Raw genomic sequence first — 23521 nt, 5'->3', positions numbered from 1 at the left:
GGCGGGACGTACCGGCAACGGTCGGGACATGTCCCCGCATTGTGGGAAAAAACGGTTTGCGGGCCGTCCGCGACGGCAAGGCGGGCGGCCAGGCTGCGATGACGGCCTGGCCGCCCGCCTTGCCGTCGCGGCGGCCAACCCCGGGGCAGGCCCGCCTGGACGGGTGCGGGAGGGGAACGGCCTGGTGCCTCTGTTTCCTTTTCGTGCCTGATTGTCCGGCAGGTGGAACGGACGTATGGGGAAGGCTTCGCAAAGGAGGTTCCCATGCGTATCATGGCCATAAACGGCAGTCCCCGGAAGAAATGGAACACCGCCAGCCTGCTGGGTCAGGCCCTGGATGGGGCCAAGGGCCGAGGCGCCGAGGTGGAGCTCGTCCACCTCTACGACCTGGACTTCAAAGGCTGCGTCAGCTGCTTCGAATGCAAGCGGATCGGCGGGAAAAACTACGGCCATTGCGCGGTCAAGGACGCCTTGACGCCCGTGCTCGAACGGGCGGCAGCGGCCGACGGCCTCGTGGTCGGCACGCCGGTCTATTTCGGGGCCGAAACGGGCGAAACCCGGTCGTTCCTGGAGCGGCTGTGCTTTCCCTACCTCACCTACACCCCGGGCTATGCCGCCATCTTCCCCCGGAAAATCCCCACCGCCCTGGTCTATACCATGAACATCCCCGAAACGGCGCTGCCGCAGTGGGGCTACGACATCTTCATGGAGCGCATGCGCGGGGTCATGGCCCGGACGTTCGGCGCCTGCGAACTGCTGCTGGCCACGGATACCATGCAGTTCGACGACTACGGCAAGTACCTGTCCACGGTCTGGGACGCCGCGGCCAAGCGCAAGCGCCACAAGGAGGTCTTTCCCGCGGACTGCGCCAAGGCCTTCGCCCTGGGCGAGCGCCTGACCGAACCTGTGCCGGCGGCCTAGCGCGGTATCCCGGAAGCAATCCAACTGCGTTATTGAATGAAAGGAATCGGTTCGGGGGATGCCCCCCCCGGGGCGGGCCGCTGCGGCGGGGGCGTGCCACGAGGCCGCCTGGCGGCGCCCGCCTGCCCGCATGGACGCGGCTGGCGGGCGCCGGGGTCAGGGATGGCGCAGCCGGCGGTCGAAGTCGTATTCGCGCGAGGTGACGTGGTCCTCCAGCCGCCGGATGCGCTTGTCCAGGCGTTCGAAGCGGCGCTTGACCCGGGTCAGCGCGTTGGCCCGGGACGTGACGTAGTCGTCGTAAAAGGCCCGTTCCTCGTCGGAGTCCGGCGTGATCACGGGCTCGGGCTTGATGACGAAGCCGGCGATCAGGTAGGCGGCGACCATGGGCCACACGCCGGTAAAGGGCGTCAGCACCAGGACGAAGGCGCGCAGCCAGAAGACCGGCACGTCCAGGAAGCGGGCCAGGCCCTTGCACACGCCAAGGAGCAGGCCCGAACGCGAGCGGTAGAGCTCGCGCAGGCGCAGTTCGCTATAGTGTCTCATCGCTCGTCCTCCCTGCCGGCCTTGCCGTCGAGGACCAGGGTTTCCAGGGCCTCCACCCGCTCTTCAAGCCGGGACAGGCTGCGGTGAATCTCTTGCAGGAGCCGGGCCTCCTCGGCGTCGTTGCCGCCCGGCTTGGGCGCGCCGGGGCGCAGCAGGCGGATGCCGAGCAGGAAGATGACGCCGAGGATCACCAGCCCGACAATGGTGGCCCCGGCCATGACCAGGGCGGTTACAAGTCCCATCATGCGCGTTCCTCAGGCCGGCCGTCGGCGGTCCGGCCGGTCGGCGGCGGCCAGCCGCCGGTCGAAGTCGAATTCCCGGGATGTGACGCGGGATTCCAGGCCGGCGATGCGCCCTTCCAGGTCGCGTGCCCGGTCGCGGATGCCCTGGGCCTCGCCGGACAAGTCGATGCCGGACACGCCGTCGTCGCGGGCGGTCACGCCGTCCGCGCGGTCTGGGCGCAGGAGCAGGGCGCAGGCCAGGTAGACGAGCAGGGCCGGCCAGCCGATGGTCAAAAACAGCACCACGAAGAAGGCCGCGACCACCCAGCCGGGCAGGCCCAGCTGCCAGGCCGTCCAGCGGTAGCCGCCGGTGACCAGCCCGCCGGGCCGGCCGCAGGGGCCGCGTCCGAAGCGGCTGCCGGAAAAACGGCGCGGGCCGCATCCCTGGTTTCTCATGAGCCGCCTCCCTTGTCCGCCTCCTTGCCGAGGACGGTTTCCAGGTTGCGCACCCGGTCCTCCAGGCGCGAGAGCGTGGCCTTGACCTCGCCGAGCAGGGCGACGGCCTTGGCGTCGGCATCGCGCCCGGCCCGGTCCGAGCCCTCGGCCCGGCGGCGCAGCCAGACGATGGCCGCGATCACGGCCACGATGAGGAACACTTGCAGCAGATGCGGGCCGCCGCCGTAAAACATCGCATGATGGGCAAACACGGTCACTCCTTGCGTTGCGTCACCTCAGGCCGTGCGTATCCGTCTTTCCCGCACCCTTATCCCTTTTCCCCGACGCACGCACGTCTCGTTCTCCCCGTCCGGGGGGTCCGGGGGGGATGATCCCCCCCGGCCGCCGGAGGCATCTTCGCCCTTACTCCCCACCGGCGCGGCGGGCCTTGAGGCGGGCCAGTTCGCGTTCCACGTCCTCGTCGGCGGCCAGGCGGTCGAAGCGGGCTTCCAGGGATTCGCCCTCGGCCGGGCGGCGCACGGAAGCGGCGGTTCCGGCCAGCTCGGCCTCGGCCTCCAGGCGCTCGATGCGGCTTTCGAATTCGTCGAAACGCAGCAGGGCCTCGGTGGAATCCACGCGGCTCATGTCCTCGCGGGCGCGCTTTTTCCCGGTTGCCCGCAGGTGGCGGTGCAGCAGGGTGCGCTGGCGCTCCTTGGCCGTGCCCAGCTTTTCCTCCAGCCGGCCGATGTCCTCGCGGTAGGCGGCGACCATGCCCTCGATGGCGGCCTGTTCGCCGGCCAGGGCCTCGGCCCGGGTTTCCAGGGCGCGCTTTTCCATAAGCGCCTCGCGGGCCAGGTCCTCGCGGCCCTTGTCCACGGCCAGCTCGGCCTTTTCGCCCCAGCGGCCGGCCCGATCGCGCACGGCGGCCAGTTCGCGGCCGGACTTGGCCGCCTGGGCCATGGTGCGGGCACAGTCGGCCTTGAGCTCCACCAGCGTCTCTTCCATTTCCTGGATCATCAGCCGGATGAGCTTTTCCGGGTCCTCGGCCTTGTCCAGCATGGCGTTGATGTTGGAATGGATGATGTCCCTGAAGCGGCTGAAAATACCCATGGCATACCTCCGGTGCGCGCAGGTGTGCGCGGCGTCACCGGACGGAAAAGCAGGGAGTGTGCCAAACGGAGGAACACATGATTTCCAGGGGTTATGATTTATTTGTGGAGCATGTGTTGTGATTTTTGCCAAACAATGGTTTTCTACGCCATAAATGAGGTGCATTTCGCCATGAAAGCCGTGGTCGAAGCCCTGGGCCAGTCCGATGCCTTTCTGGCCTTCATGGAGCGCGTGTCCGCCGTGGCCGCCGTGGACCGGCCCGTCATCCTCGTCGGCGAGCGCGGCACGGGCAAGGAACTGGCGGCAGCCAGGCTCCATTTCCATTCGCCGCGCTGGGAGCGGCCCTTTGTGCCCGTGAGCCTGGCCGCCCTGCCGCGATCGCTGGTCGAGGCCGAGCTTTTCGGCCACGAAGCCGGGGCGTTCACCGGCGCGCTCAAGCGCCGGGCCGGCCGGTTCGAGGTGGCAAACGGCGGGACGCTTTTTCTCGACGAACTGCAAGCCGCGCCCAAGGCCGTACAGGAAAAACTCCTGCGGGCCGTGGAATACGGCACCGTGGAACGCCTGGGCGCCTCGGAATCCATTGCCGTGGACGCGCGCGTCGTGGCCGCGACCAACGTCGATCCGCGCCTGCTCGTGCGAAACGGCCGCCTGCTCCCCGACCTCCTCGACCGGCTGGCCTTCGCCGTGCTCCACGTGCCGCCGCTTCGCGCCCGGCACGGCGACATCGCCTATCTGGCCGAGCGCTTCGCCACCCGTTTCGCCGCCGAGCTCGGCCGCCCCGACGCCCCGGCCTTCACCGCCGCCGCCCTGCGCACCCTTTCGGCCCATGCCTGGCCAGGCAACATCCGGGAGCTCAAAAACACCGTGGAGCGCGCCGTCTTCGACACCCGGTCCTCCCGTATCGACCACATCACCCTCGACCCCTTCGCCGCGCCCTTTCCCTCTCCGGCGGAGAGCCTTCCCGCCACAACACACAACACGCCCACCCCTCCCTCCATCCCCCTTCCAGGGGGCCCGGGGGGGATGATCCCCCCCGGCGGAGAGGTCCAGGAGAGGCAGAGCCTCTCCTGGCCGCCGGAGGCATCTTCACTCTCCCTCCCCGCCGCCGTGGCCGCCCTTGAAATTTCCTTCCTGCGCCGGGCGCTGGCCGCCTCGGGCGGCAACCAGCGCCGGGCGGCGGCGCTGCTGGGCCTTTCCTACCACCAGTTTCGCGGCCAGTACCGCAAGCATGCCGCCGCCCTTGACGCCGGCGGCAAAGCCCCGTAGCCCGTGCCGATGCTCCAATCATCAGACGCCTTCGCCCCTTGTCGCATCACCCGCCTGGAAAACGGCGTGCGCGTGGTGACCGAGCCCATGCCCACCGCCAAGACGGCCAGCCTCGGCATCTGGATCGAGGCCGGCTCCCGCCACGAGGGGGCGGGCCAGGAGGGCATGGCCCACCTGTGGGAACACATGGCGTTCAAGGGCACGGCGACCCGCGACGCCCTGGCCATCGCCAAGGAGCTCGACATCCTGGGCGGGCTTGCCAACGCGTTCACCTCGCGCGAGGCCACCTGCTTCCACATCCGGGTCATGGACGCCCATTTGCGCCGGGCTTTCGACGTGCTGGCCGACATCGCGCTGCACCCCGCCCTGGACCCCGAGGAGCTGGCCCGGGAGCAGGCCGTCATCGTCCAGGAAATTTCCATGGTGGAGGAGACGCCCGAGGAGAAGGTCCACGAGGATTTCTGGGCCGTCGCCTGGGCCGATCCGGCCATCGCCCACCCCATCACCGGCACGCCGCGCTCCGTGACCGCGGCCACGCCCAAATCCTTGCAGGCCTGGCGGCGCGAGCGCTACCGCGCCGACGCCGTCACCGTGGTGGCCACGGGCGCCGTGGACCACGAGACGCTGCTGGCCCTGGCCGGCGAAACCTTCGGCGCGCTTCCGGCCTCGTCGCGCCCGGCCGCCCGGCCGGCCGGGGCGTTCACTCCGCCGCGTCTGGCCGTGCGCCGGGATAGCGAGCAGAACCACGTCATCCTGGCCTATCCGTCGGTCGGCAACACAAGCCCCGAACGCTTCGCCCACACGCTCCTGGCCACGCTTCTGGGCGGCAACATGTCCTCGCGCCTGTTCCAGGAAGTCCGGGAAAAACGCGGCCTGGCCTATTCCATCTACGCCAGCGTCAGCGGCCTGGCCGATGCCGGCATCTTCGAGATCCAGGCCGCCGTGGACCCCGAACGCACGGCCGAGCTCATCGCCGTGGTGCGCGACGAACTCGACGCCGTGGCCGGCGGCGCGGTCACCGACGAGGAGCTCGACCACACCCGCGAACACCTCAAGGGGCTGCTCTACCTCGGCGCGGAATCGTCGGAAAACCGCATGATGCGCCTGGCCCGCAACGTCCTGCTCTTCGACCGCCACATTCCCCTTGAGGAAACCGCCGCCGCGTTGGATAAAGTGACGCGTGACGACCTGGCCGGCATCGCCCGGGCGTCCTTCGCCCCGGAAAAGGCCGGCCTGTGCATCCTGGGGCCAACGGCCGCGATCCCCTAGATTCCCGGTCGCGGCGCAAGACATGGAGGTGCGCGCCATGCCCGAGAAGGCGACCTATCCCATCGGTTCCGGCGTCCTGACGCTCCTTGAAGGCGACATCACCAAAGATGACGCCGATGCCATCGTCAATGCCGCCAATTCCGCCCTGGCCGGCGGCGGCGGCGTGGATGGCGCCATCCACCGGGCCGCCGGGCCAGGGCTCCCCGGCGCCTGCCGCGAGATCATCGCCCGCATAGGCCGGTTGCCGGCCGGCGGCGCCGTCATCACCCCGGGCTTCGACCTGCCGGCGCGCTACATCATCCACACCGTCGGCCCCATCTGGCGCGGCGGCACGGAAGGCGAACCGGAAGCCCTGCGCTCGGCCTATGCCCAGTCCATCGCCCGGGCCGTGGAAAAGGGCCTGGCCACCATCTCCTTTCCGGCCGTGTCCACCGGCGTCTACGGCTATCCCGTGGACAAGGCCGCGCCCCTGGCCCTTGGCGTCATGGCCGAGGCGCTCGGAAAGGGCGCTGTGCGGGAGATTCGTCTCTACCTGCACGGAAAACACGCCTACGCCCTCTGGCGTTCCGTGGCGGACGACTTATTTGCTGGGATTGCGCGGTAACTGGAGACGAAGATGCCTCCGGCGGCCAGGGCGCTGCCCTGGACCCGCCAGGAGGGGGTGACCCCCTCCTGGACCTCCCCGGCGGGGGAAGCGGTCGGCGGGTGTTGGCTTGGTCGGCGGGCGGTTGTCCGTCGGCGCGGCCGGAATTTGGCCTTTCGATGCCGTCGCTGCGCTCCTGGCTCGAAAGGCCAAATTCCGGCCGCGCGGGGCCGTCGCCCCTGCGGGGCGAAGGGAAGAGGTATGGCTTGGGATAGCGGGCAGTATTTGAAGTTCGAGGCGCAGCGGACCCAGCCGGCCAGGGACCTGGCGGCGCGGATCGGGCGCGAGGGTGTGCGCGACGTCCTGGACGTGGGCTGCGGGCCGGGCAACAGCAGCCGGGTGCTGGCCGAGCGGTTTCCCGGGGCGTGCGTGCGCGGCATCGACAGTTCGCCGGAAATGATCGAGGCGGCCAGGGCCAGGCACCCCGACCTGGAATTTTCACTGTGCGACGCGGGCAAGGATTTGGGGAAGCTGGGTCAAGCCTTCGACGTGGTTTTTTCCAATGCCTGCATCCAGTGGATTCCCGACCATCCGAGGCTCGTGCGCGAGCTGCTGGGGCTTTTGCGGCCCGGCGGCGTGCTGGCCGTGCAGACGCCCATGAACTATGACGAACCCATCCACACGATCATTGCCGGGCTGGTGGCCGGGGAGAAGTGGCAGGGGGCGTTTAAGCGCCCGCGCATCTTTTACAATCTGCGGCCTGGGCAGTATTTCGACCTGCTCGCCGACGTGGCGGCGGGCTTTGACCTCTGGCAAACCACCTACTACCATGTGCTGCCCTCCCACGCCGCCATCATGGAGTGGTACCGGGGCACGGGGCTGCGCCCCTACCTGGGCGCCCTGCCCGAGGCGGACCGGGCCGCCTTCGAGGCCGACGTCTTCGCCCAGGTGATCGAACAGTATCCGAAGCAGCGGGATGGCCGGATCATTTTTCGTTTTCCCCGCTTTTTTTTCACGGCCACGCCCAAGGTCGCATAATGCTGCCATCGTCGGCCTGATCGACTCGCACGGGCTGCCCGCACGGCTGTCTTTTGATAATCTCCCCCCTTTAAAAGTTTTTAGGGGAAGAGGGGGGCTCGGGGGGAGGAACCCCCTTTTTTCAAAAAGGGGGTTCCTCCCCCCGATTCCCCTCTGGAGTACCATATGGAACTACGTGGAACGACGATACTGGCCGTGCGCACGGATGCCGGCGTGGCCGTGGCCGGCGACGGCCAGGTGACGCTCGGGCAGGCCGTGGCCATGAAGCACGGGGCGCGCAAGGTGCGCCGCATCTACCATGACAAGGTCGTGATCGGCTTTGCCGGCTCCACGGCCGACGCCTTCACGCTCTTCGAGCGCTTCGAGGCCAAGCTGGAGGAGTTCAGCGGCAACCTGGTGCGGGCGAGCGTGGAGCTGGCCAAGGACTGGCGCAAGGACAAGTACCTGCGCCGGCTGGAGGCCATGCTCGTCGTGGCCGACGCGGCCAACGTGCTGCTTTTGTCCGGCAACGGCGACGTCATCGAACCCGACGACGGCGTGGCCGCCATCGGTTCGGGCGGCCCCTACGCCCTGGCCGCCGCCCGGGCGCTGTTGCGCCACACCGAATTCACCCCGCGCGAGATCGTGGAAAAAGCCATGGGCATCGCCGCGGAAATCTGCGTCTACACCAACGACCGCATCGTGGTGGAGACCATCGACCGGGCCTAGGGGAGACGCGGGTTGCAGGGACGTCCCTTGCAGGGAAAATGACCGTATTGGCCACCCCCGCCGGGGGGGATGACGAGAGACCAAGGAGTCGGCATGCACGCCAGCCTCACGCCGCGCGAAATCGTATCCGAACTCGACAAGTACATCATCGGCCAGCAGGACGCCAAGCGCATGGTGGCCATCGCCATGCGCAACCGTTGGCGCCGCCAGCAGATCGAACCGACGCTTCGCGACGAGATCGCGCCGAAAAACATCATCATGATCGGCCCCACGGGCGTGGGCAAGACCGAGATCGCCCGCCGGCTGGCGAAACTGGCCGGGTCGCCCTTTTTCAAGGTCGAGGCCACGAAATTCACCGAGGTCGGCTATGTCGGCCGGGACGTGGAATCCATGGTGCGCGACCTGATGGAGATCGGCGTCAACCTCGTGCGCAAGGAGGAGCAGGACAAGGTGGCGGCCAAGGCGGAAAAGAACGCCGAGGAGCGCCTGCTCGACCTGCTTTTGCCCGAATCCCAGCGTGGCGGGGCCATCCCCATCCCCATGCCGGCCGCGCCCGAGGCGCCGACGCCCCCGTCCGCCGAGGCCCCGACGAGCACCCGCGAGAAGCTGCGCAAGCTCTGGCGCGAGGGCAAGCTCGACGACCGGGTCGTGCCCGTGGAGGTATCCGTGCCCGCGCCCCAGGTCGAGATCATGTCCATGCCGGGCATGGAGGACATGGGCTCGCAGTTCAAGGACATGTTTTCCAAGATGTTCCCCCAGCGCAAAAAAACGCGCAACATGCGCGTGCGCGACGCCTACGACGTGCTGTTGCAGGAAGAGTCCGACCGCCTGGTGGACATGGACAAGGTGTCCGAGGCGGCCAAGGAGCGTGTCGAGCAGACGGGCATCATCTTCATCGACGAGATCGACAAGATCTGCGGCAAGCAGGGCGGCGGCTCCGGTCCGGACGTCTCCCGCGAGGGCGTGCAGCGCGACCTGCTGCCCGTGGTCGAAGGCTGCGTGGTCAACACCAAGTACGGCATGGTGAAAACCGACCACATCCTTTTCATCGCCGCCGGGGCCTTCCACTTCTCCAAGCCGTCGGACCTGGTGCCGGAGTTGCAGGGCCGGTTCCCCTTGCGGGTGGAACTGCGGCCGCTTACGGCCGAGGATTTCTACCGCATCCTGACCGAGCCGCAAAACGCGCTGACCGTGCAGTACAAGGCGCTTCTCGGCACCGAGGGCGTGACGCTCGACTTCACCGACGAGGCGTTGCGCGAGGTGGCCCGCTTCGCCCGCAAGGTCAACGAGGAAACCGAGAACATCGGCGCCCGGCGGCTGTATACCATCATGGAGAAGATCCTGTCCGACCTGTCGTTTACCGCCTCGGACCAGGGCGGGCAGACCGTGGTGGTGGACCCGGATTACGTCCGCGACAAGCTTTCCGACGTGGCCGAGGACCGCGACCTTTCCCGCTACATCCTGTAAACACCCGTTGGAGGACGGCCCATGGATCGCGAACACGCCAAGGCGAGGCTTTTGCTGGAAGCCCTGCCGTACATCCGCAAGTTTTTCGGCAAGACGGTCGTCATCAAGTACGGCGGGCATGCCATGGTGGACGAGGCCCTGCAAAAAAGCTTCGCCCTGAACGTCATCCTGCTCAAATACATCGGCATCAATCCCGTCATCGTCCACGGCGGCGGGCCTCAAATTGGCCAGATGCTCAAGCAGCTGGGCATCGCCAGCGAATTCCGCCAGGGGCTGCGCGTCACCGACGACGCCACCATGGACGTGGTCGAGATGGTGCTCGTGGGCAAGGTCAACAAGAACATCGTCAACCTCATCAACTTAAACGGCGGCACGGCCGTGGGGCTGTCCGGCAAGGACGGCCGGCTGATCACGGCCCGCAAGCTGGAGATGGTGCTGGAAAAGGGCGACGCGCCCCCGGAGATCATCGACCTCGGCAAGGTGGGCGAGGTCACGGGCATCAACACCGGGCTGATCACAACGCTTTTGGGCCAGGGCTTCATCCCGGTCATCGCGCCGGTGGGGGTGGACGAGAAGGGCGAGACCTACAACATCAACGCCGACACCGTGGCCGGGGCGGTGGCCGCGGCGCTGGGGGCCAAGCGCCTGGTGCTCCTCACCGACGTGGCCGGGGTGCTGGACAAGGACAAGAACCTCATCTCGTCGCTCGACATCGTCGAGGCCTCCCAGGCCATGGCTTCGGGTGTGCTGACCGGCGGCATGATCCCCAAGGTCACCTGCTGCATGGAAGCCGTGGACGCCGGGGTGGAAAAGGCCCACATCCTGGACGGGCGGGTGGAGAACTGCATTATTTTGGAATTTTTCACGAATTCCGGCATCGGCACGGAAATCGTCTGCAAGCGCTGCAATCTGTAGCGCCCGCGAGCATCGCCGGGGGAGGGCCGCTCCCCCGGCGTTTTCCGTTTACCACCGCCCCGGCATGATCGAGAGCCAGGACTCGGGGATGGCCTGGTGGAAATCCTTGCCCACCTGCCACAGGCGGGTCAGCCGGCCTTCGATGACGATGGCCCGAGGGCGCGGCCGCAGGTGCCGGTAATGGCGCGGCAACTGGAAGCGGTTGTTCTTGGACAGCACCACATCCATCTCCGCGTCGCGGTCGCGCACGACCAGGGCCTCGGGGAAGAAGACCGTGTTGCGCAGCCGCTTGGAAAGCACCGAAAAAAGCGCCGCGTGGATGGCGGAAAACGGTTCCGCCGACAGCCGGGCCGTGGGCGCGGCCACGTTCTCGTTGCCGACGAACGCCACCGGGCCGTCGGGCAAGCCCCGGTAGGCGTCCGGTTCCCGGGCGTCGGCCACGAACACTTCGCCGATCCCCAGCGAGGTGAACAGCAGCTGCGTGCGGCCGGCGATGTCCGCGTCGATGTCCAGGCCGTAAAGCCGCGTCTCGGCCACGCCGTTGCGCTTGGCCTGGAACCAGGCCGCGGCCAGCAAAATGCCGCTGCCCGTGCCACAATCGATGCCCAGAAACGGGTCCTGGACCATGGCCGGCGGCAGGGGGCGGTTGGCCACGGAACGGAAAATGTGGGCCGTGCGCGGCAAATCCGTCAGCATGCGCAGCGAAAAGGCGCTGTACGGCCCGGCCAGGGGCAGGGCGCCGTCGGGGCCGTCACTCGACCACAAGTCGTAAAACCGGCCGAGTTGGGTGCTCATCTCCGTCAAGGGCACGGCATGGTTCTCGGAGCCGGGAAAAAGCGAAGCGTAGAAATACTTGACCAGGAAGCTGAGAATGTCCGCATCGGCCATGGGTGTGGCCGGATGGGACAGGCGCCCGAAATCGTCCCGCAGCGGCCCGGGACGGAACATTTCGCGGGCGATGACGGGTTCCCGGCCGGCCCTGGCGTCGAAACTCCGGGTTGGCGCGGGCGAGATGGCATCGGTGAGTCGCGGCATGGAGGCTCCTTCCTTGGAATGTCGAACCGCACCCGGCGGCAAGAATATCCGATTCGCCGTAAGTCATGCATCTTTGATGCCGTCCCCGGCCGATCCGTTCCCCCGAGGTTGAGGCCGGCCGGCAAAAGGCGTAAGGCCTCAGCCGTGCTTACCCATACTTTCGTGCATCTGCCCGGACTTGGCCCGTCCACGGAACGCCGCCTCTGGGCCGCCGGCATCCTCACCTGGGACGATTTCCTTTCCGCCGAAACGCCGCCGCTCGGTTCCGTCAAGGTCCCGATGTGGCGCGACGAGCTGTTGGCTTCCAGGGAGCGCCTGGCCGCCGGCGACGCCGATTATTTCGGCTCCCGCCTGCCCCCGGCCGAGAGTTGGCGGCTTTTTTTCGATTTCCGCGACCACCTCGCCTGCGTGGACATCGAAACCGACGGCACGCCGCGAAACGAGGTCACGGCCGTGTCCCTCTACGACGGCCGCGATACCGTGCGCACCTACGCCCATGGCAGAAACCTCCAGGACTTCGCCGTGGACATCCTGGAGAAAAAGGTGCTCGTCACCTTCAATGGCCGCTGTTTCGACGCGCCGGTCCTGCGCTCCCACCTGGGCGCCAGCCTGCCCAAGGCCCACATCGACCTGCGCAACGTGCTCACGGCCATCGGCATCAAGGGCGGGCTGAAAAAGTGCGAGGTCCACTACGGCGTGGACCGGGGCGACCTGACCGGCGCGGACGGCTACTTCGCCGTGGTCTTGTGGCGCGAATACGTGAAGACGGCCGACCCGGCGCTCATGGAAACGCTGCTCGCCTACAACGCCGCCGACGTGCTGGCCCTGCCGGTGCTTTTGGCCCATGCCATCAACGACCTGCTCGAACAAACACCCTTCGCCGAGCGCTACCGCCTGCCCATCCCCGCCCCGGGCGACAATCCCCACGCGCCCGACCCCGGCGTCCTGCGCCGCCTGGCCTGGGCCTTTTCGAGGAAGTAGCGGGGCGGCCGGCTTGCCCGGCCACCCCGCTGACGACCCCTTCGCCTCGTGCGGCGTCCCCCAACAATACGAGCGTATTGTTGGGGAAAACCGGAACTCCTGAAACACGTTGTCCACGGAATGCGTCCGGGCGTATTTCGCGGACGCGACGTTAGTCCGCCAGGGGCCGCGATCCGGGGCCCAGGGCTGTCCAGCCGACCAAAACCGCCGCAGCCAGGGCCAGCGCCGCCAAAATCGCGACGGTCGCCGGCAAGCCCAGGCTGTTGGCCACAAGGGGCCCGGCGCAATAGCCCAACCCCCAGACAAGGTAATACAGGCCGCAGGCCCGGCCCCGGGCCGTGGCCGGACACCGGTCGTTGACCAGGGCCAGGGAGGCCACGGTGAAGGCGCCAAGGCCCAGGCCCAGGGCCGGGAAGGCCGCCTGGCCCAATCCCCGAGCCGAGGCTGTCGCGCCCCAGAGCCCGGCGGCCATGACCGCCAGCCCGCCGACGAGGAAGGGCAGGCGCCCCAGGCGGTCGGACAACCGGCCGGCCAGGCCCTGGGACAGGGCGATGCCGGCGTAGACCTGGAAAAAGACCCAGGCCAGCGCCCGGCTGTCATAGCCTGCCTGGCCGGCCAGATGCACGGGCAGGGAGCTCGTCAGCAGGCCGTAGGCCGCCCCGGCCAGGGGCAGGGCCGGCAGCAAGGCCAGCAACACGCGGGGCAGCCTCGCCACGCCCGCGCGCGCGACACCAGCCGTCGCCCGGCCCGGCCTGCCGTACGGCACGACCAGGGCAAGCCCCATGGCCGCCAGGCACAGCCAGCCAAAGGCGGTGAAGGGATCGCCGGCCAGCCGGGCGGCGCCCCAGGCCCCCAGCAGCGGCCCGGCCATGAGGCCCAGGTGGAAGGCGGCATTGTACAGGCCCATGACCCGGCCGCGCCGTTCGGGATAGAGCCGGGCCAGCACGGCCGGGGCCAGGGCCCAGACCGGCGCCTCGCCCGCGCCCTGGAGCGCCCGGCCGGCGAAAAGCCACGGCGGCGTTTCGGCCAGGGCGTAGGTTACGGCCGAGCCGGCCATCAGCGCGAAGCCCGCCGCCAGCACGAACCGGGCGCCCACGCGGTCGGCAAGGCGGCCGGCCGGATACTGGCAGGCCATGGAGGCCAGGGCGAATGACGCGGACAGCCAGCCGGCCGCATGCAGGCCACCCTGGCAACGCAGGTATTTTTCCGGCAGGGCGGCCACGATCAGGCCCATGCCGGTCATGGCCAGAAACACGGCGAGGCACAGCCCCGCCAAGGCAAGAAAACGCTGCATCGAAATCCCCTCCCCAGGGGTAGCCGCGACGCCGTCGGAAGGTGACCGCCGGACAGGTCGCGTACGAGCGCAAACCCGGGCGCAAGCCCGGTCAAAGGCCGCAACACGACAAGGGAGGGGGTGACGCGGGCGCGCCGGAAAAGCCCGGGCGCAGGAAACGCGCCGGGCGGTTACGGCTTGGGGCCGAGGCGAATCCCTCCCCTAGGCGCGGGGAGGGGAAAGGCGGGAAGCGGCGGTGCGCATGGCGCGCGTTCCTTTCAGCGGTCCTTGCCGAAGCGTTCGAACTCGGCGAAGGCGTTGCGCTTGGCTTTGTTCTTGGCCTTGATGTCGTCGAGGATGGAGTTGCTCAGGTCCGAGGCATCCACGGATTTGACCCGGGTACGGTTCATCTGGCCGGGCTCCAGGAACTGGCCGCCGAGGTCCGTCAGTTCGTCGAGGGTGAGCATGGCGCCCGGGCCCGAAGGGGCCGGCGACGCGGCCTCGGAAGCGGGACGGGCCGCCATGGGGGCGTGCGGCGGTGCTGCCGGGGCGGGCTGGTCCGTGGCCCGGGGCGACGGCGCCGCGGCCAGGGGCGGTTGCGGGGCCGCCGGTTGCGGCATGGCCGGTTGCACGGCGGGCGCGGGGGGCGTGGCGGCTTCGGGTTGGCCGGCGGAAACGGCCCCGGGGGCCAGGGCTTGGCGCAAAAGGCGCAGTTCGGCGAGAATCGCCTGCTGCACCGCCAGGAGTTGTTGCAGGGTACCTTCGTCCATGGCTCGGCCCTACCACGCCCGGGGGGCCGGGTAAAGGCTCAGGGCTTTTCCAGGCTGGCCACGGTCGGGCTCATGGCGGCCAGGGCGGCGTGGGCCAGGAGTGTGGCGCCGTAGGGCGTCAGGTGCACGCCGTCGGCGGTACGCACCGGGCGGGGGCCGCCCGGGGCCGGCAGGGCCTTGGCGTAGTGGCCGCCGGCGTCGGCCAGGGTGCGGCGCACGTCCACGAAGCGGCAGCCGGGCAGGGCGGCGATTTCCCTGGCGATGACGGCGTTTATGGCGGCCACGTCGGCGCTGAGCCGGGGGTTGGCCATGACCGGGGCGCCGATCCAGTAGATGCGGGCCCGGGGGTTGCCCAGGCGGGCCAGGTCCACGAGCCGGCGCACGCGGCGGCCGTATTCGGCCTCCCAGCCGGGCCGGCCGAAGGCGACCTTGACGCCGTCGGGCCGGGTCAGTGTCTGGTTGTCGTTGGTGGCGATCATGATGACCACGCTGTCCGGCCGGCTGGCCGTGGCGGCGGCGGCCATCTCGCGCTCCCAGTTGAAGAAGTCGGGCCGGGCCAGGCCGCTGGAGACCTTGCCCTTGGCGGCGAAGTGCACGCCCGGGCGCCCGGCCAGCATGGGCCGCAGGGCGTCGGCCAGAAACAGCGACAGGGAATCGCCGGCCACGAGGATGCTGCCACCGGGCGTCGCGGCCCGGGCCGCGGGGGCGGAAACGGGCGTTGCCGGCGCGAAGGGCGCGGGCGGCGTCGTGTTCTTGACGGTGACTTCTGGCCTCGGCTTGGCCGGCGTCGTGGCCGTGGTTACGGCCACGGTTGCGGGAGCCGCCCTGAGCGAGGCCTTGGCCACGGGAAGTACCTGGGCCGAGGGCGCGGTCACGGCCGTCGCCTGGGCCGTCGCCTCGGTGACGAGAGCCGCCGTGGGCGGGGCCTCGGCCACGGGAAACGGCTTGGCCGGCGGGCCGGCCGGGCTGGCGCTGCCGGCGGCCAGGGCGCGGGCGGCGGGCTCGGGCATGGGACGTAGCGCCTGCGGCTGGGCCGGGGCCAGGGCGACCAGGCGCAGGGGCTGTGCCGGGCCGCCCAGGTGGCGGTCCTCCCGCACGGCCACGGGGGCGCTCCCCGGATGGACGGCCGCCTTGTCCACGGCCAGGCGCACGGCGAAGGGCGAAACGGCCAGGCGCACGGCATGGCCAGCGGGTGTGCCGGCCGGGGTTTCCTGGCTGCCCCGGCCGGCCACCAGGGCGCGCAGGGCCTCGTTTGCGGCGAGGTCGGGTTCCGGGGCCGGGCCGCCGAAGGCCGGCCCCGTGGCCGCGCACAGGCTGGCGGCCACGGCCAGGGCCGTCAGGAGACGGCGGGCCGGTCGAACCGGGGGCAAGAGGGGGGCGTTTGGCATGGCGATTACGGGTTTGCCGCCGGCCGGACCGCTCGGCCAGGGCTCGGCGTTGGCATTGCAAGGCGCGGGCCGATGCGGCGTTGGCCCCATTTCCGGCCCCTTGGGCCGTTGCGCCCGGCCGGGGCGTCGGTCCCCTGACGCCTGCCTGGGGGCTGCCCGGGGGCCGGCCCCAAGCCGGTTGCCTTTTGGCGGCGGCGACGCTAGCCTGCCCGGCAATCCCAAACGGCCCAGCGAGCAGCGCGCATGAATATCACCAGTTTCGAATTCGCCTTGTTTTTCGCGGTCATCTTGCCGCTCAATTGGCTGTTGCGCCGATTTTCCGGCCCGTACCGACTCTTTTTGCTCATCGCCTCCTATGTCTTCTACGCCTCGTTTAACGCCAAGTTCCTGTTGATCCTGCTGGTCTTCAGCTTCCTGACCTGGTTTTTCGCCGTGGTCTTCGCCGAAACCAAGGACGTCCGTTTCCGCCGCTTCTGCCTCATCCTCTATGTGGCCTTTGCCCTGGGGATGCTGATTTTCTTCAAATATTACGAGATGCTCTACCTCTCGGCCGACTGGCTGTTCCGCACGCTCGCCGTGGCCAGCCCCGTGCCGCTGCTCGACGTCATCATGCCCATCGGCATCTCCTTTTTCACCTTCCAGGGCATGAGCTACGCCATCGACGTCTACCGCGACCCGGCCAAGGTCGAGCGCAGCCTGGTCGAGGTCTTCTGCTTCATCTCCTTTTTCCCGACCATACTCTCCGGGCCGATCCTGCGGGCCGGCAATTTCCTGCCCCAGCTTAAAAAGGAGCGGGTCGAACCCGTGGACTTCACCCGGGCCTTTTATCTGCTCACCCGGGGGCTGCTCAAAAAGATCATCATTTCGAGCTATTTGTCCGAACATATCGTGCGCACCACCTTTGGCGCGCCCGAGGGGTTTTCCTCGGCCGCGGTGCTGGTCGGCGTGCTGTCCTACGCCGCCCAGATCTACTGCGACTTCTCGGGCTATTCCGACCTGGCCCAGGGCGTGGCCCTGCTTATGGGCTTCGACATCCCCGACAACTTCCACGCCCCCTACAGCGCCCTGTCCCTGCGGGATTTCTGGCGGCGCTGGCACATCACCTTTTCCCTTTGGCTGCGAGACTACCTCTACATTTCCCTCGGCGGCAACAGGAAAGGACGGTTTCGCAAATACGCCAACCTGATCGCGACCATGGCCCTGGGCGGGCTGTGGCACGGGGCGGCCTATAATTTCCTCATCTGGGGCTTCATCCACGGCTTTGGCCTGGTGGGTAACCACCTGGTGGTGGAGTATCGGGCCTCCCGGGCGGCGACCCGCGAGGCCAAGGGCCTGCCGCCGGCCGTGCCGGGCTTCGGGGCGGCCCTGTGGACCGGGGTGTGCTGGTGCGTCACCTTCGCCTATGTCTGCCTGGCCTGGGTCTTTTTTGGGGCCGAGGACGCCGGCAAGGCCTGCGACATCCTGGCCCGGGTGGCGGCCCTGGACCCGTCCGGGGCGGGCTTCCGGCCGACCTGCCTGGTGCTGGTGGGGGTGGTGCTCCTGGTCCAGGTGCTGGACCTGTCGGGGAAGGATTTTTTCCGCAAGGGCTTCGAATGGCTTCCTTTTCCGCTCCAGGGCGCGGTCCTTGGCCTGGCGGCGGCGCTTATCCTCAAACTCGGGCCGGACGGCGTGCTGCCGTTCATTTATTTCCAGTTCTAGTTTTTTTCCTGTCTTTTCCGCCTATTCCGCTTTTTTGGTATTCTTCTTGAAAGCGGGTTCCCGTTCTGGTATGGTGCATGACCAGGATGGGAAAGCAGCCATGGCGGCTGCGCCATTCCGCAAGCGTCACGAATCGTTGGGGAAACGAATCGTCGCAGGAGGCTCGGACGCGGGCGGGGCGCGGTGTCAGGGACGCCGGCTGTTTGAGATTGTTATCCCATCCCGGGTCGCGTTTCTTACATTATCATGCCGCCGCCGGGGCGTGCCGCGCGCGATGGGGGTCGCGCCAGGGCGTCCGGGCAGGCGTCGAGGTGTTGTATGCGAAACCCGAGTCAGGTCCTCCTCCTGGCCGTTTTGATGGCGTCCCTGATCCTGCCGCCGGGCCTGGTTCCGGCTGGCGCGGCCGTGTCCGCGTCGGCGGGGGCCGCGCGCGCCCGGTCCGTGCTGCTCGTGGGCGACTCCCTGTCCATTGGCCTTGGCCAACAGCTCGAGGCGGTTTTCGCCTCGCGCGGCGACGTCCGTTTCGCCCATCTCGGCAAGGTTTCGAGCGGGCTGGCCAACCCGGGCTTTTTCGACTGGAACGCCCAGCTCACCGCCCAGGTCAAGGCCCATCATCCCGACGTGGTGCTCATCATGCTCGGGGCCAATGACGACAAGCCCCTGCCCGGCGCCGACGGCCGGTCCGCCGCCTTTGGCTCCAAGGCCTGGGACGCGGCCTACGCCGAGCGCCTGGCCAGGCTCCACGCCATCGCCCGGGCGGAAAATCCCCGGGCCACGGTCTATTTCATCGGCGTACCCGTCATGGGCGACCCGTCCTTCAATGCCCTGATGGTCCACGTCAACGGCGTCATCGCCGCCACCGCCGCCTCCCTGCCCGACTGCGCCTTCATCGACGTCAAGGACACCCTGGCCGACGCCAAGGGGCGGTTCGCCCCCCTGGCCCGGGTGCCGGACGGCGGCGTGGTCAAGCTGCGGGCCGCCGACGGCGTGCACATTTCCGGCACCGGTTCCCGGCTGCTGGCCGCCCGTTGCCTGGATGTCGTCTCCGACGCCGCCGGCCTGCCCAAAAAGGACCTGCTGGCCGCCGTGGCCGACCGCGACGCCCAGCCCATGACCGGCGAGGCCGCCGTGCCCGTGCGCCTGGCCGAAACCCGCCGGCCCGCCGCCGAGGTCAGGCCTGTGGCTGCGGCCAAGGCCGTTGCCGCCCTGGAGGCCAAGCCGGTCGCTACGGCCAAGGCCGTTGCCGCCGTGGAGGCCAGCCCCGCCGTCGCGACGAAGGCCGTTGCGGTCGAGGCGACGGCCCCCGTTGTGGCAACGAAGGCCGCGCTCGCCGAAGCCAAGCCTGTCGTCGCAAAGCCGGTTGTTCTGGCCGAAACCAGGGCCACGCCCACAAGCGCCGTGACCGCGAGAGAGAACCGGCCGACCCCGGCCCAGCCGGCCAAACCGGCCCCCTTGGTCCTGGCCGAGGCCCCGGCCCAACCCGCGCCTCGCGTGACCGCCGTCGCGGCCGTACCCGTGCTGGCCAGGCCGGCCCCCGCGCCCGCCACCGCCGCCGGTGCCTACACCGTGGCCGACGGCGACACCTTGTGGTCCGTGGCCAAGCGCCTGGGCGTTTCGGCCGATGCCCTGGCCGGGGTCAATCCCGGCCTGGATCCCCGCCGCATGTCCATCGGCCAGTCCCTGGCCCTGCCGGCCGGGGCGAACCTGGCCGCCGTGGCCAAGGCCGAAGCGGCTCCGGCCCGCGGCGCCGCCGCCCGGCCCGCAGCCTCTGTCACCCACGTGGTGGCCGACGGCGACAATTTCTGGAACGTGGCCAAGCGTCACGACGTGACCGTGGCCGCCCTGACCCAGGCCAACCCGGGCGTGGACCCGACGCGCCTGCGCATCGGCCAGGAACTGGCCCTGCCCGGGTCGGCCACGGCCGAGGCCCCGGCGGCCCCGGGCCCCGACGGCCGTTACGTGGTGGCCGACGGCGACAACCTCTGGTCCATCGCCCACCGCCTGGGCATCGACGTGGACCGCCTCAGCCGCGCCAATACCAGCGTCAATCCCTTGCGGCTCCAGCCCGGCCAAGTCCTGACCCTGCCCGGCGCGGCCCGGGCCGAATTCGGCCGGGCCAAGGCCCGCGCCTCCGACGACAAGCCCGCCGCCCAGGGCCTGGGCGAGGCGGCGCTGTATCCCGTGGCCCCGGGCGACACCCTGTGGGGGTTGGCCCGCCGCTTCGGCGTGGACCTGGAGGCGCTGCTCGCCGTCAACAGCGAAATCGACCCCATCCGGCTGCGGGTGGGCCAGCTCGTGACCATCCCGGGCGGCGAGTCCATGGCCTCGGCCGAGGCGCTGGTCTTCCCGGTCAGCCCCGGCGACACGCTGTGGTCCATTGCCCGGCGCTTCGACGTCAGCGTCGAGGCGCTGGTGGCGGCCAACCCCGGCGTGGACCCCTTGCGGCTGCGCGAGGGCCAGTCCCTGCGCGTGCCGTCGTCCCTGGCCGCCGTGGCCGCTTCCGGGGCGCCCAGGAAGGACAAGGACACGGCCGCGACGCCGACCCTGGCCCCGGCCGCCGCCCGGCCGGCCGAAGCCCCGGCCGCCGCCCGGCCGGCCGAAGCCCCGGCCGCCGCGCCCACCGCCCTGGACGGCCCGGCCCGGGTGCACACCGTTTCCGAGGGCGATACCCTGTGGGATCTGGCCCGCAGCTACGGCGTGCGCGTGTCCGCCATCCTGTCGGAGAACCCCGGCCTCGACCCCGTGCGCCTGCACGTGGGCCAGGCCGTGCGCCTGCCCGGCGGCACCGTGGCCATGGCCGCGCGCTAGGTTGCCGGCTCCGGACGGGGCTGGAAGGTACAGGGAAGACCGGGAGGCGGGCTTGGCGGAAAAGGCGTCGCGATCCGGCGCGGCCTGGGGCGGCGGGCATTTGACCGTGGCCACGGACCCGGTTAAGGATCGGGCGTTGCCTTGCCGCCAACCGCCGGAGAAACGGCTCTGCATGCTGCGTGGCGGGATGTCATGGGGAGTACGGCAGGGTTTTCGCTCCTCATGAACACCCTGGACAATATCCGGGAAGTCGCGCCCACCTCGGCCGTCGATCGCGGCGAGCCCGTTCGCCTCGTGGCCGCGGATGCCGGCGCGGCCGCCCGGGATGCCGGGACGGCCTACGCCTCGGGCGTGGGCTCGTTGCCCGACGCCAGCGCCTGAACCGGGCGCGTCGCAACCCGTCGCCGGGCCGCAACGCGGGCAGCCGCCCGTCCCGGGCGCGCCCAAAGACCTGGGGGATCGTCATGAGCGCCATCACCTTCTCCAATGCCCTGGGGGCCGAAACGGCCTACGGCATCGTGTCCAAGACCCTCGACACCATGAACAACACCTCCGCCGCCACCGGGGAATACACGCCCACGGACAAGCAGTCCTTCGGCGCGGCCGTGGTCTCCAACACGCTGGACTACTTGAACAGCGGTTCGGGCTCCTCGGCGTCCAAGGACATGAGCCAGACCTATCAGTTTTCCAAGGACGTGCTCGGCGCCTACACCTCGGGCATCGGCTCCCTGGCCGACGCCAACGCCTAGGGGGCGGTTGCCGGAGCCGTTTGGGGGGCGCCGTACGCCATCGGGCGCCGACACCGAGCCGGGGGATGGCGGGGCGGTCGTGGGGCCGTTCGGGAAGGCCGGACAGGCCGGCCGGCGCGGCCCGTTGCGGCCCGTTGCGGCCGAACACCCGGCGCGGCCCGCTGCGGTCGAACACCCGACGCGGCCCGTTGCGGTCGAACACCCGGCGCGGCCCGCTGCGGCCGAACCTCCGGCGCGGCGGCGATGCGCCGGGCGAGCGGCGCGCCGGGCGAGCGGCCGAAGGCGCGACGGGCGGGGTTTCGTTTTTTTTCGCGGGCACCCGGCGTCGGGGCCTGCGGCTGTCGTGACGACGGGTTTCCGTCACCAGGCCCCGCGCGGCGGCCTTTGGGTTGGGCGCGCGGGTTTTTTCATGCCCGGGAGGGCGCGTGCGTACATTGCTTCGAGTCGATATCACCGTTCCCCTGACCGGGGACGGCCCGGAAGAAACCGAATTGTCCGAGCGCCTCGAGGCCTGGCTGGCCGGGCGCGCCGCCCAGGGCTGGGAGGAAACCCCGGCCGCCGACGGCTCCTCGGTGCGCTTTCGGGTGCACCTGGAAGACGGCCCGCCGGCCCGGGATTTCGATGCCGAAGCCCGGCGCGACTGGCCGCAGTTGGCCATCGAGGCCTCGGTCATCGAGGAAGAGGACTGGGGCGCGGCCTGGATGGCCTTTTTCACCCCCATCGAGGTCGGCGGCGTCTACGAGATTTTGCCCCCCTGGCTCGAAGGCAAGGACACGGGGGCCTTGCGGCCCATCCTCATCGAGCCCAAGATGGCCTTCGGCACCGGCCACCACCCGACCACGGCCCTGTGCCTGGAGGCCTTCGCCGAAGCCTTCCGCGCCGGGCGTGTCCGTGCGGGCCAGCGCTTCCTCGACCTCGGCACCGGCTCGGGCATCCTCGGCATCGGCCTGTGCCGGCTGGGCCTGACGGGCTGCGGCCTGGACATCGATCCCCAGGCCGTGTGGTGCGCCGCCGAGAACCTGCGCCGCAACCACGTGGAAGGGGACATGGCCCTGGCCGTGGGCGGCGTCGGGAGCCTTGCCCCCCAGGCCCGTTTCGAGGTGGTGGTGGCCAACATCCTGGCCGCGCCGCTCATTGCCATGGCCCCGCGCCTGGTGCGCCACGTGGCCCCGGGGGGCCTGCTCGTGCTCTCGGGCGTGCTGACCGGCCAGGCCGCCGGCGTGGCCGCGGCCTACCAGGCCATCGGCCTGCCCGAGCCCGTCATCCGGCAGTCCGGGGAATGGGCCAGCCTCGCGTGGGGATGAGTTTACATTCCCTGGAAACGGGATTAAGGCTTCGCCTTGCCCGTCTTGAACCTAAAAATCCAAACCGCGCTTAAGGCCTAAGCCATGCACCTGAAAAAACGTGTTCTCGTCACCGGCGGCGCCGGCTTCCTTGGTTCGCACCTGTGCGAGCGCCTCATCGAACGGGGCTGCGACGTCATCTGCCTGGACAACTATTTCACCGGGGCCAAGCAAAACGTCAAGCACCTGCTCGACAACCCGCATTTCGAGCTCCTGCGCCATGACGTCACCTTCCCCCTCTATGTGGAAGTCGACGAGATCTACAACCTGGCCTGCCCGGCCTCGCCCATCCACTACCAGCACGACCCGGTGCAGACCACCAAGACGAGCGTCCACGGGGCCATCAACATGCTCGGCCTGGCCAAGCGGCTGCGGGCCAAGATCATGCAGGCCTCGACCTCCGAGGTCTACGGCGACCCGTCCGTGCATCCCCAGCCCGAATCCTACTGGGGCAACGTCAACCCCATCGGCTTCCGCTCCTGCTACGACGAAGGCAAGCGTTGCGCCGAAACCCTTTTCTTCGACTACCGCCGCCAGCACAACCTGCGCATCAAGGTGGCCCGCATCTTCAATACCTACGGCCCCCGCATGCACCCCAACGACGGCCGCGTGGTCTCCAATTTCATCATCCAGGCCCTGCGCGGCGAACCCCTGACCGTCTACGGCCAGGGCCAGCAGACCAGGTCCTTTTGCTACGTCGACGACCTCATCGAGGCCTTTTTGCGCCTCATGGACACGCCCGACGACTTCACCGGCCCGGTCAACACCGGCAACCCGGGCGAATTCACCATCCTGGAACTGGCCAAGCTCGTCATCGAATACACCGGCTCCAAGTCGGTCATCGATTACCGGCCCCTGCCCCAGGACGACCCCAAGCAGCGCCGCCCGGACATCACCCTGGCCAAGGCCAAGCTCGGCTGGGAGCCCAAGGTGCCGCTGTCCGAGGGGCTCAAAAAAACCATCGCATACTTCGACCGGTTCCTGCGCGAGCAGCCCTAAG

Annotated in this window: 24 protein-coding genes; 15 read left to right on the top strand and 9 right to left on the bottom strand. The window is 69.3% G+C overall.

Going from position 1 to position 23521, the window contains the following annotated elements:
* The first annotated feature begins 264 nt into the window (after positions 1-264).
* Positions 265-921, top strand: coding sequence for a flavodoxin family protein (locus ACP59X_RS20940; RefSeq protein ID WP_428562264.1), 657 nt, complete (start codon positions 265-267; stop codon positions 919-921).
* 156 nt (positions 922-1077) lie between these two features.
* Here ACP59X_RS20940 and pspC read toward each other — a convergent pair whose 3' ends face one another.
* From pspC to ACP59X_RS20915, 5 genes are all read right to left on the bottom strand, one after another.
* Complete coding sequence (pspC, locus tag ACP59X_RS20935) at positions 1078-1464, bottom strand: envelope stress response membrane protein PspC (protein WP_428562262.1); 387 nt, start codon at positions 1462-1464, stop codon at positions 1078-1080.
* Entirely contained in the window at positions 1461-1709 is a 249-nt protein-coding gene (locus ACP59X_RS20930) for a hypothetical protein (RefSeq protein WP_428562260.1), read from the bottom strand. The genes pspC and ACP59X_RS20930 overlap by 4 nt, the downstream gene beginning before the upstream one ends.
* A 9-nt stretch (positions 1710-1718) precedes the next feature.
* Positions 1719-2141: a hypothetical protein gene (locus ACP59X_RS20925; RefSeq protein ID WP_428562258.1), complete on the bottom strand. Its 423-nt coding sequence runs from the start codon at positions 2139-2141 to the stop codon at positions 1719-1721.
* Complete coding sequence (locus ACP59X_RS20920; protein ID WP_428562256.1) at positions 2138-2392, bottom strand: hypothetical protein; 255 nt, start codon at positions 2390-2392, stop codon at positions 2138-2140. The genes ACP59X_RS20925 and ACP59X_RS20920 overlap by 4 nt, the downstream gene beginning before the upstream one ends.
* A 151-nt stretch (positions 2393-2543) precedes the next feature.
* Positions 2544-3230 (bottom strand): PspA/IM30 family protein, encoded by a 687-nt coding sequence (locus ACP59X_RS20915; protein ID WP_428562254.1) that lies wholly within the window; start codon positions 3228-3230, stop codon positions 2544-2546.
* 171 nt (positions 3231-3401) lie between these two features.
* Between ACP59X_RS20915 and ACP59X_RS20910 the strand changes: the two genes are divergently transcribed.
* The 7 genes from ACP59X_RS20910 (at position 3402) to argB (ending at position 10476) form a co-directional block, all read left to right on the top strand.
* Positions 3402-4496 carry a sigma 54-interacting transcriptional regulator gene (locus tag ACP59X_RS20910; RefSeq protein WP_428562252.1) on the top strand — a complete coding sequence of 365 codons (1095 nt, stop codon included), beginning with the start codon at positions 3402-3404 and terminating at the stop codon, positions 4494-4496.
* Between the two features lie 9 nt (positions 4497-4505).
* The gene (locus ACP59X_RS20905) at positions 4506-5765 is read left to right on the top strand and encodes a M16 family metallopeptidase (protein WP_428562250.1); all 1260 of its coding nucleotides are present in this window, start codon (positions 4506-4508) and stop codon (positions 5763-5765) included.
* Between the two features lie 37 nt (positions 5766-5802).
* The gene (locus tag ACP59X_RS20900) at positions 5803-6369 is read left to right on the top strand and encodes a macro domain-containing protein (RefSeq protein WP_428562248.1); all 567 of its coding nucleotides are present in this window, start codon (positions 5803-5805) and stop codon (positions 6367-6369) included.
* A 240-nt stretch (positions 6370-6609) separates the two neighbouring features.
* On the top strand, positions 6610-7386 hold the full coding sequence (locus ACP59X_RS20895) for a methyltransferase domain-containing protein (RefSeq protein WP_428562246.1): 777 nt from the start codon (positions 6610-6612) through the stop codon (positions 7384-7386).
* Between the two features lie 165 nt (positions 7387-7551).
* On the top strand, positions 7552-8094 hold the full coding sequence (hslV, locus tag ACP59X_RS20890; RefSeq protein WP_428562244.1) for an ATP-dependent protease subunit HslV: 543 nt from the start codon (positions 7552-7554) through the stop codon (positions 8092-8094).
* A gap of 93 nt (positions 8095-8187) precedes the next feature.
* The gene (gene hslU / locus ACP59X_RS20885; protein WP_428562242.1) at positions 8188-9561 is read left to right on the top strand and encodes an ATP-dependent protease ATPase subunit HslU; all 1374 of its coding nucleotides are present in this window, start codon (positions 8188-8190) and stop codon (positions 9559-9561) included.
* Positions 9562-9582: 21 nt separating this feature from the next.
* Entirely contained in the window at positions 9583-10476 is an 894-nt protein-coding gene (gene argB / locus ACP59X_RS20880) for an acetylglutamate kinase (protein WP_428562240.1), read from the top strand.
* Between the two features lie 48 nt (positions 10477-10524).
* On the opposite strand, the gene ACP59X_RS20875 is transcribed toward argB, so the two are convergent.
* Entirely contained in the window at positions 10525-11511 is a 987-nt protein-coding gene (locus tag ACP59X_RS20875; RefSeq protein WP_428562238.1) for a hypothetical protein, read from the bottom strand.
* A gap of 144 nt (positions 11512-11655) precedes the next feature.
* Between ACP59X_RS20875 and ACP59X_RS20870 the strand changes: the two genes are divergently transcribed.
* On the top strand, positions 11656-12492 hold the full coding sequence (locus tag ACP59X_RS20870) for a ribonuclease H-like domain-containing protein (protein WP_428562236.1): 837 nt from the start codon (positions 11656-11658) through the stop codon (positions 12490-12492).
* Positions 12493-12643: 151 nt separating this feature from the next.
* Here the strand turns inward: ACP59X_RS20870 and ACP59X_RS20865 are convergent, their stop codons facing one another.
* The 3 genes from ACP59X_RS20865 to ACP59X_RS20855 all read right to left on the bottom strand — a co-directional run bounded on the left by ACP59X_RS20865 (position 12644) and on the right by ACP59X_RS20855 (position 15923).
* On the bottom strand, positions 12644-13786 hold the full coding sequence (locus tag ACP59X_RS20865; protein ID WP_428562234.1) for an MFS transporter: 1143 nt from the start codon (positions 13784-13786) through the stop codon (positions 12644-12646).
* A gap of 257 nt (positions 13787-14043) precedes the next feature.
* Positions 14044-14535, bottom strand: a complete 492-nt coding sequence (locus tag ACP59X_RS20860) for a hypothetical protein (protein WP_428562232.1) — start codon at positions 14533-14535, stop codon at positions 14044-14046.
* Positions 14536-14573: 38 nt separating this feature from the next.
* Positions 14574-15923 (bottom strand): SGNH/GDSL hydrolase family protein, encoded by a 1350-nt coding sequence (locus ACP59X_RS20855; RefSeq protein ID WP_428562230.1) that lies wholly within the window; start codon positions 15921-15923, stop codon positions 14574-14576.
* A gap of 243 nt (positions 15924-16166) precedes the next feature.
* Here ACP59X_RS20855 and ACP59X_RS20850 point away from each other — a divergent pair, with 243 nt between their 5' ends.
* The 6 genes from ACP59X_RS20850 to ACP59X_RS20825 all read left to right on the top strand — a co-directional run bounded on the left by ACP59X_RS20850 (position 16167) and on the right by ACP59X_RS20825 (position 23520).
* On the top strand, positions 16167-17621 hold the full coding sequence (locus tag ACP59X_RS20850) for an MBOAT family O-acyltransferase (protein ID WP_428562228.1): 1455 nt from the start codon (positions 16167-16169) through the stop codon (positions 17619-17621).
* Positions 17622-17939: 318 nt separating this feature from the next.
* Positions 17940-20429, top strand: coding sequence for a DUF459 domain-containing protein (locus ACP59X_RS20845; protein WP_428562226.1), 2490 nt, complete (start codon positions 17940-17942; stop codon positions 20427-20429).
* A 222-nt stretch (positions 20430-20651) separates the two neighbouring features.
* Positions 20652-20810 carry a hypothetical protein gene (locus ACP59X_RS20840; RefSeq protein WP_428562224.1) on the top strand — a complete coding sequence of 53 codons (159 nt, stop codon included), beginning with the start codon at positions 20652-20654 and terminating at the stop codon, positions 20808-20810.
* A gap of 83 nt (positions 20811-20893) precedes the next feature.
* Positions 20894-21178, top strand: coding sequence for a hypothetical protein (locus tag ACP59X_RS20835; protein WP_428562222.1), 285 nt, complete (start codon positions 20894-20896; stop codon positions 21176-21178).
* 425 nt (positions 21179-21603) lie between these two features.
* Positions 21604-22482 carry a 50S ribosomal protein L11 methyltransferase gene (locus ACP59X_RS20830; protein WP_428562220.1) on the top strand — a complete coding sequence of 293 codons (879 nt, stop codon included), beginning with the start codon at positions 21604-21606 and terminating at the stop codon, positions 22480-22482.
* A gap of 84 nt (positions 22483-22566) precedes the next feature.
* Entirely contained in the window at positions 22567-23520 is a 954-nt protein-coding gene (locus ACP59X_RS20825; RefSeq protein WP_428562218.1) for a UDP-glucuronic acid decarboxylase family protein, read from the top strand.
* The last annotated feature ends 1 nt before the right edge of the window (position 23521 follow it).

Source organism: Solidesulfovibrio sp. DCME (assembly GCF_049995385.1).
Classification (GTDB): Bacteria; Desulfobacterota; Desulfovibrionia; order Desulfovibrionales; family Desulfovibrionaceae; genus Solidesulfovibrio.
Note: the sequence above shows the minus strand (reverse complement) of the source record. Positions and strands in the feature narration are given on the sequence as shown.

Bases quoted from the DNA above. Each gene is read 5' to 3' on its own strand.
- ACP59X_RS20835 (WP_428562222.1), top strand. From the start codon at position 20,894: ATGAGCGCCATCACCTTCTCCAATGCCCTGGGGGCCGAAACGGCCTAC.
- pspC (WP_428562262.1), bottom strand. From the start codon at position 1,464: ATGAGACACTATAGCGAACTGCGCCTGCGCGAGCTCTACCGCTCGCGT.
- ACP59X_RS20910 (WP_428562252.1), top strand. From the start codon at position 3,402: ATGAAAGCCGTGGTCGAAGCCCTGGGCCAGTCCGATGCCTTTCTGGCC.
- hslU (WP_428562242.1), top strand. From the start codon at position 8,188: ATGCACGCCAGCCTCACGCCGCGCGAAATCGTATCCGAACTCGACAAG.
- ACP59X_RS20940 (WP_428562264.1), top strand. From the start codon at position 265: ATGCGTATCATGGCCATAAACGGCAGTCCCCGGAAGAAATGGAACACC.
- hslV (WP_428562244.1), top strand. From the start codon at position 7,552: ATGGAACTACGTGGAACGACGATACTGGCCGTGCGCACGGATGCCGGC.
- ACP59X_RS20875 (WP_428562238.1), bottom strand. From the start codon at position 11,511: ATGCCGCGACTCACCGATGCCATCTCGCCCGCGCCAACCCGGAGTTTC.
- argB (WP_428562240.1), top strand. From the start codon at position 9,583: ATGGATCGCGAACACGCCAAGGCGAGGCTTTTGCTGGAAGCCCTGCCG.
- ACP59X_RS20845 (WP_428562226.1), top strand. From the start codon at position 17,940: ATGCGAAACCCGAGTCAGGTCCTCCTCCTGGCCGTTTTGATGGCGTCC.
- ACP59X_RS20855 (WP_428562230.1), bottom strand. From the start codon at position 15,923: ATGCCAAACGCCCCCCTCTTGCCCCCGGTTCGACCGGCCCGCCGTCTC.
- ACP59X_RS20860 (WP_428562232.1), bottom strand. From the start codon at position 14,535: ATGGACGAAGGTACCCTGCAACAACTCCTGGCGGTGCAGCAGGCGATT.
- ACP59X_RS20925 (WP_428562258.1), bottom strand. From the start codon at position 2,141: ATGAGAAACCAGGGATGCGGCCCGCGCCGTTTTTCCGGCAGCCGCTTC.
- ACP59X_RS20900 (WP_428562248.1), top strand. From the start codon at position 5,803: ATGCCCGAGAAGGCGACCTATCCCATCGGTTCCGGCGTCCTGACGCTC.
- ACP59X_RS20850 (WP_428562228.1), top strand. From the start codon at position 16,167: ATGAATATCACCAGTTTCGAATTCGCCTTGTTTTTCGCGGTCATCTTG.
- ACP59X_RS20865 (WP_428562234.1), bottom strand. From the start codon at position 13,786: ATGCAGCGTTTTCTTGCCTTGGCGGGGCTGTGCCTCGCCGTGTTTCTG.
- ACP59X_RS20840 (WP_428562224.1), top strand. From the start codon at position 20,652: ATGAACACCCTGGACAATATCCGGGAAGTCGCGCCCACCTCGGCCGTC.
- ACP59X_RS20915 (WP_428562254.1), bottom strand. From the start codon at position 3,230: ATGGGTATTTTCAGCCGCTTCAGGGACATCATCCATTCCAACATCAAC.
- ACP59X_RS20895 (WP_428562246.1), top strand. From the start codon at position 6,610: ATGGCTTGGGATAGCGGGCAGTATTTGAAGTTCGAGGCGCAGCGGACC.
- ACP59X_RS20930 (WP_428562260.1), bottom strand. From the start codon at position 1,709: ATGATGGGACTTGTAACCGCCCTGGTCATGGCCGGGGCCACCATTGTC.
- ACP59X_RS20905 (WP_428562250.1), top strand. From the start codon at position 4,506: ATGCTCCAATCATCAGACGCCTTCGCCCCTTGTCGCATCACCCGCCTG.
- ACP59X_RS20825 (WP_428562218.1), top strand. From the start codon at position 22,567: ATGCACCTGAAAAAACGTGTTCTCGTCACCGGCGGCGCCGGCTTCCTT.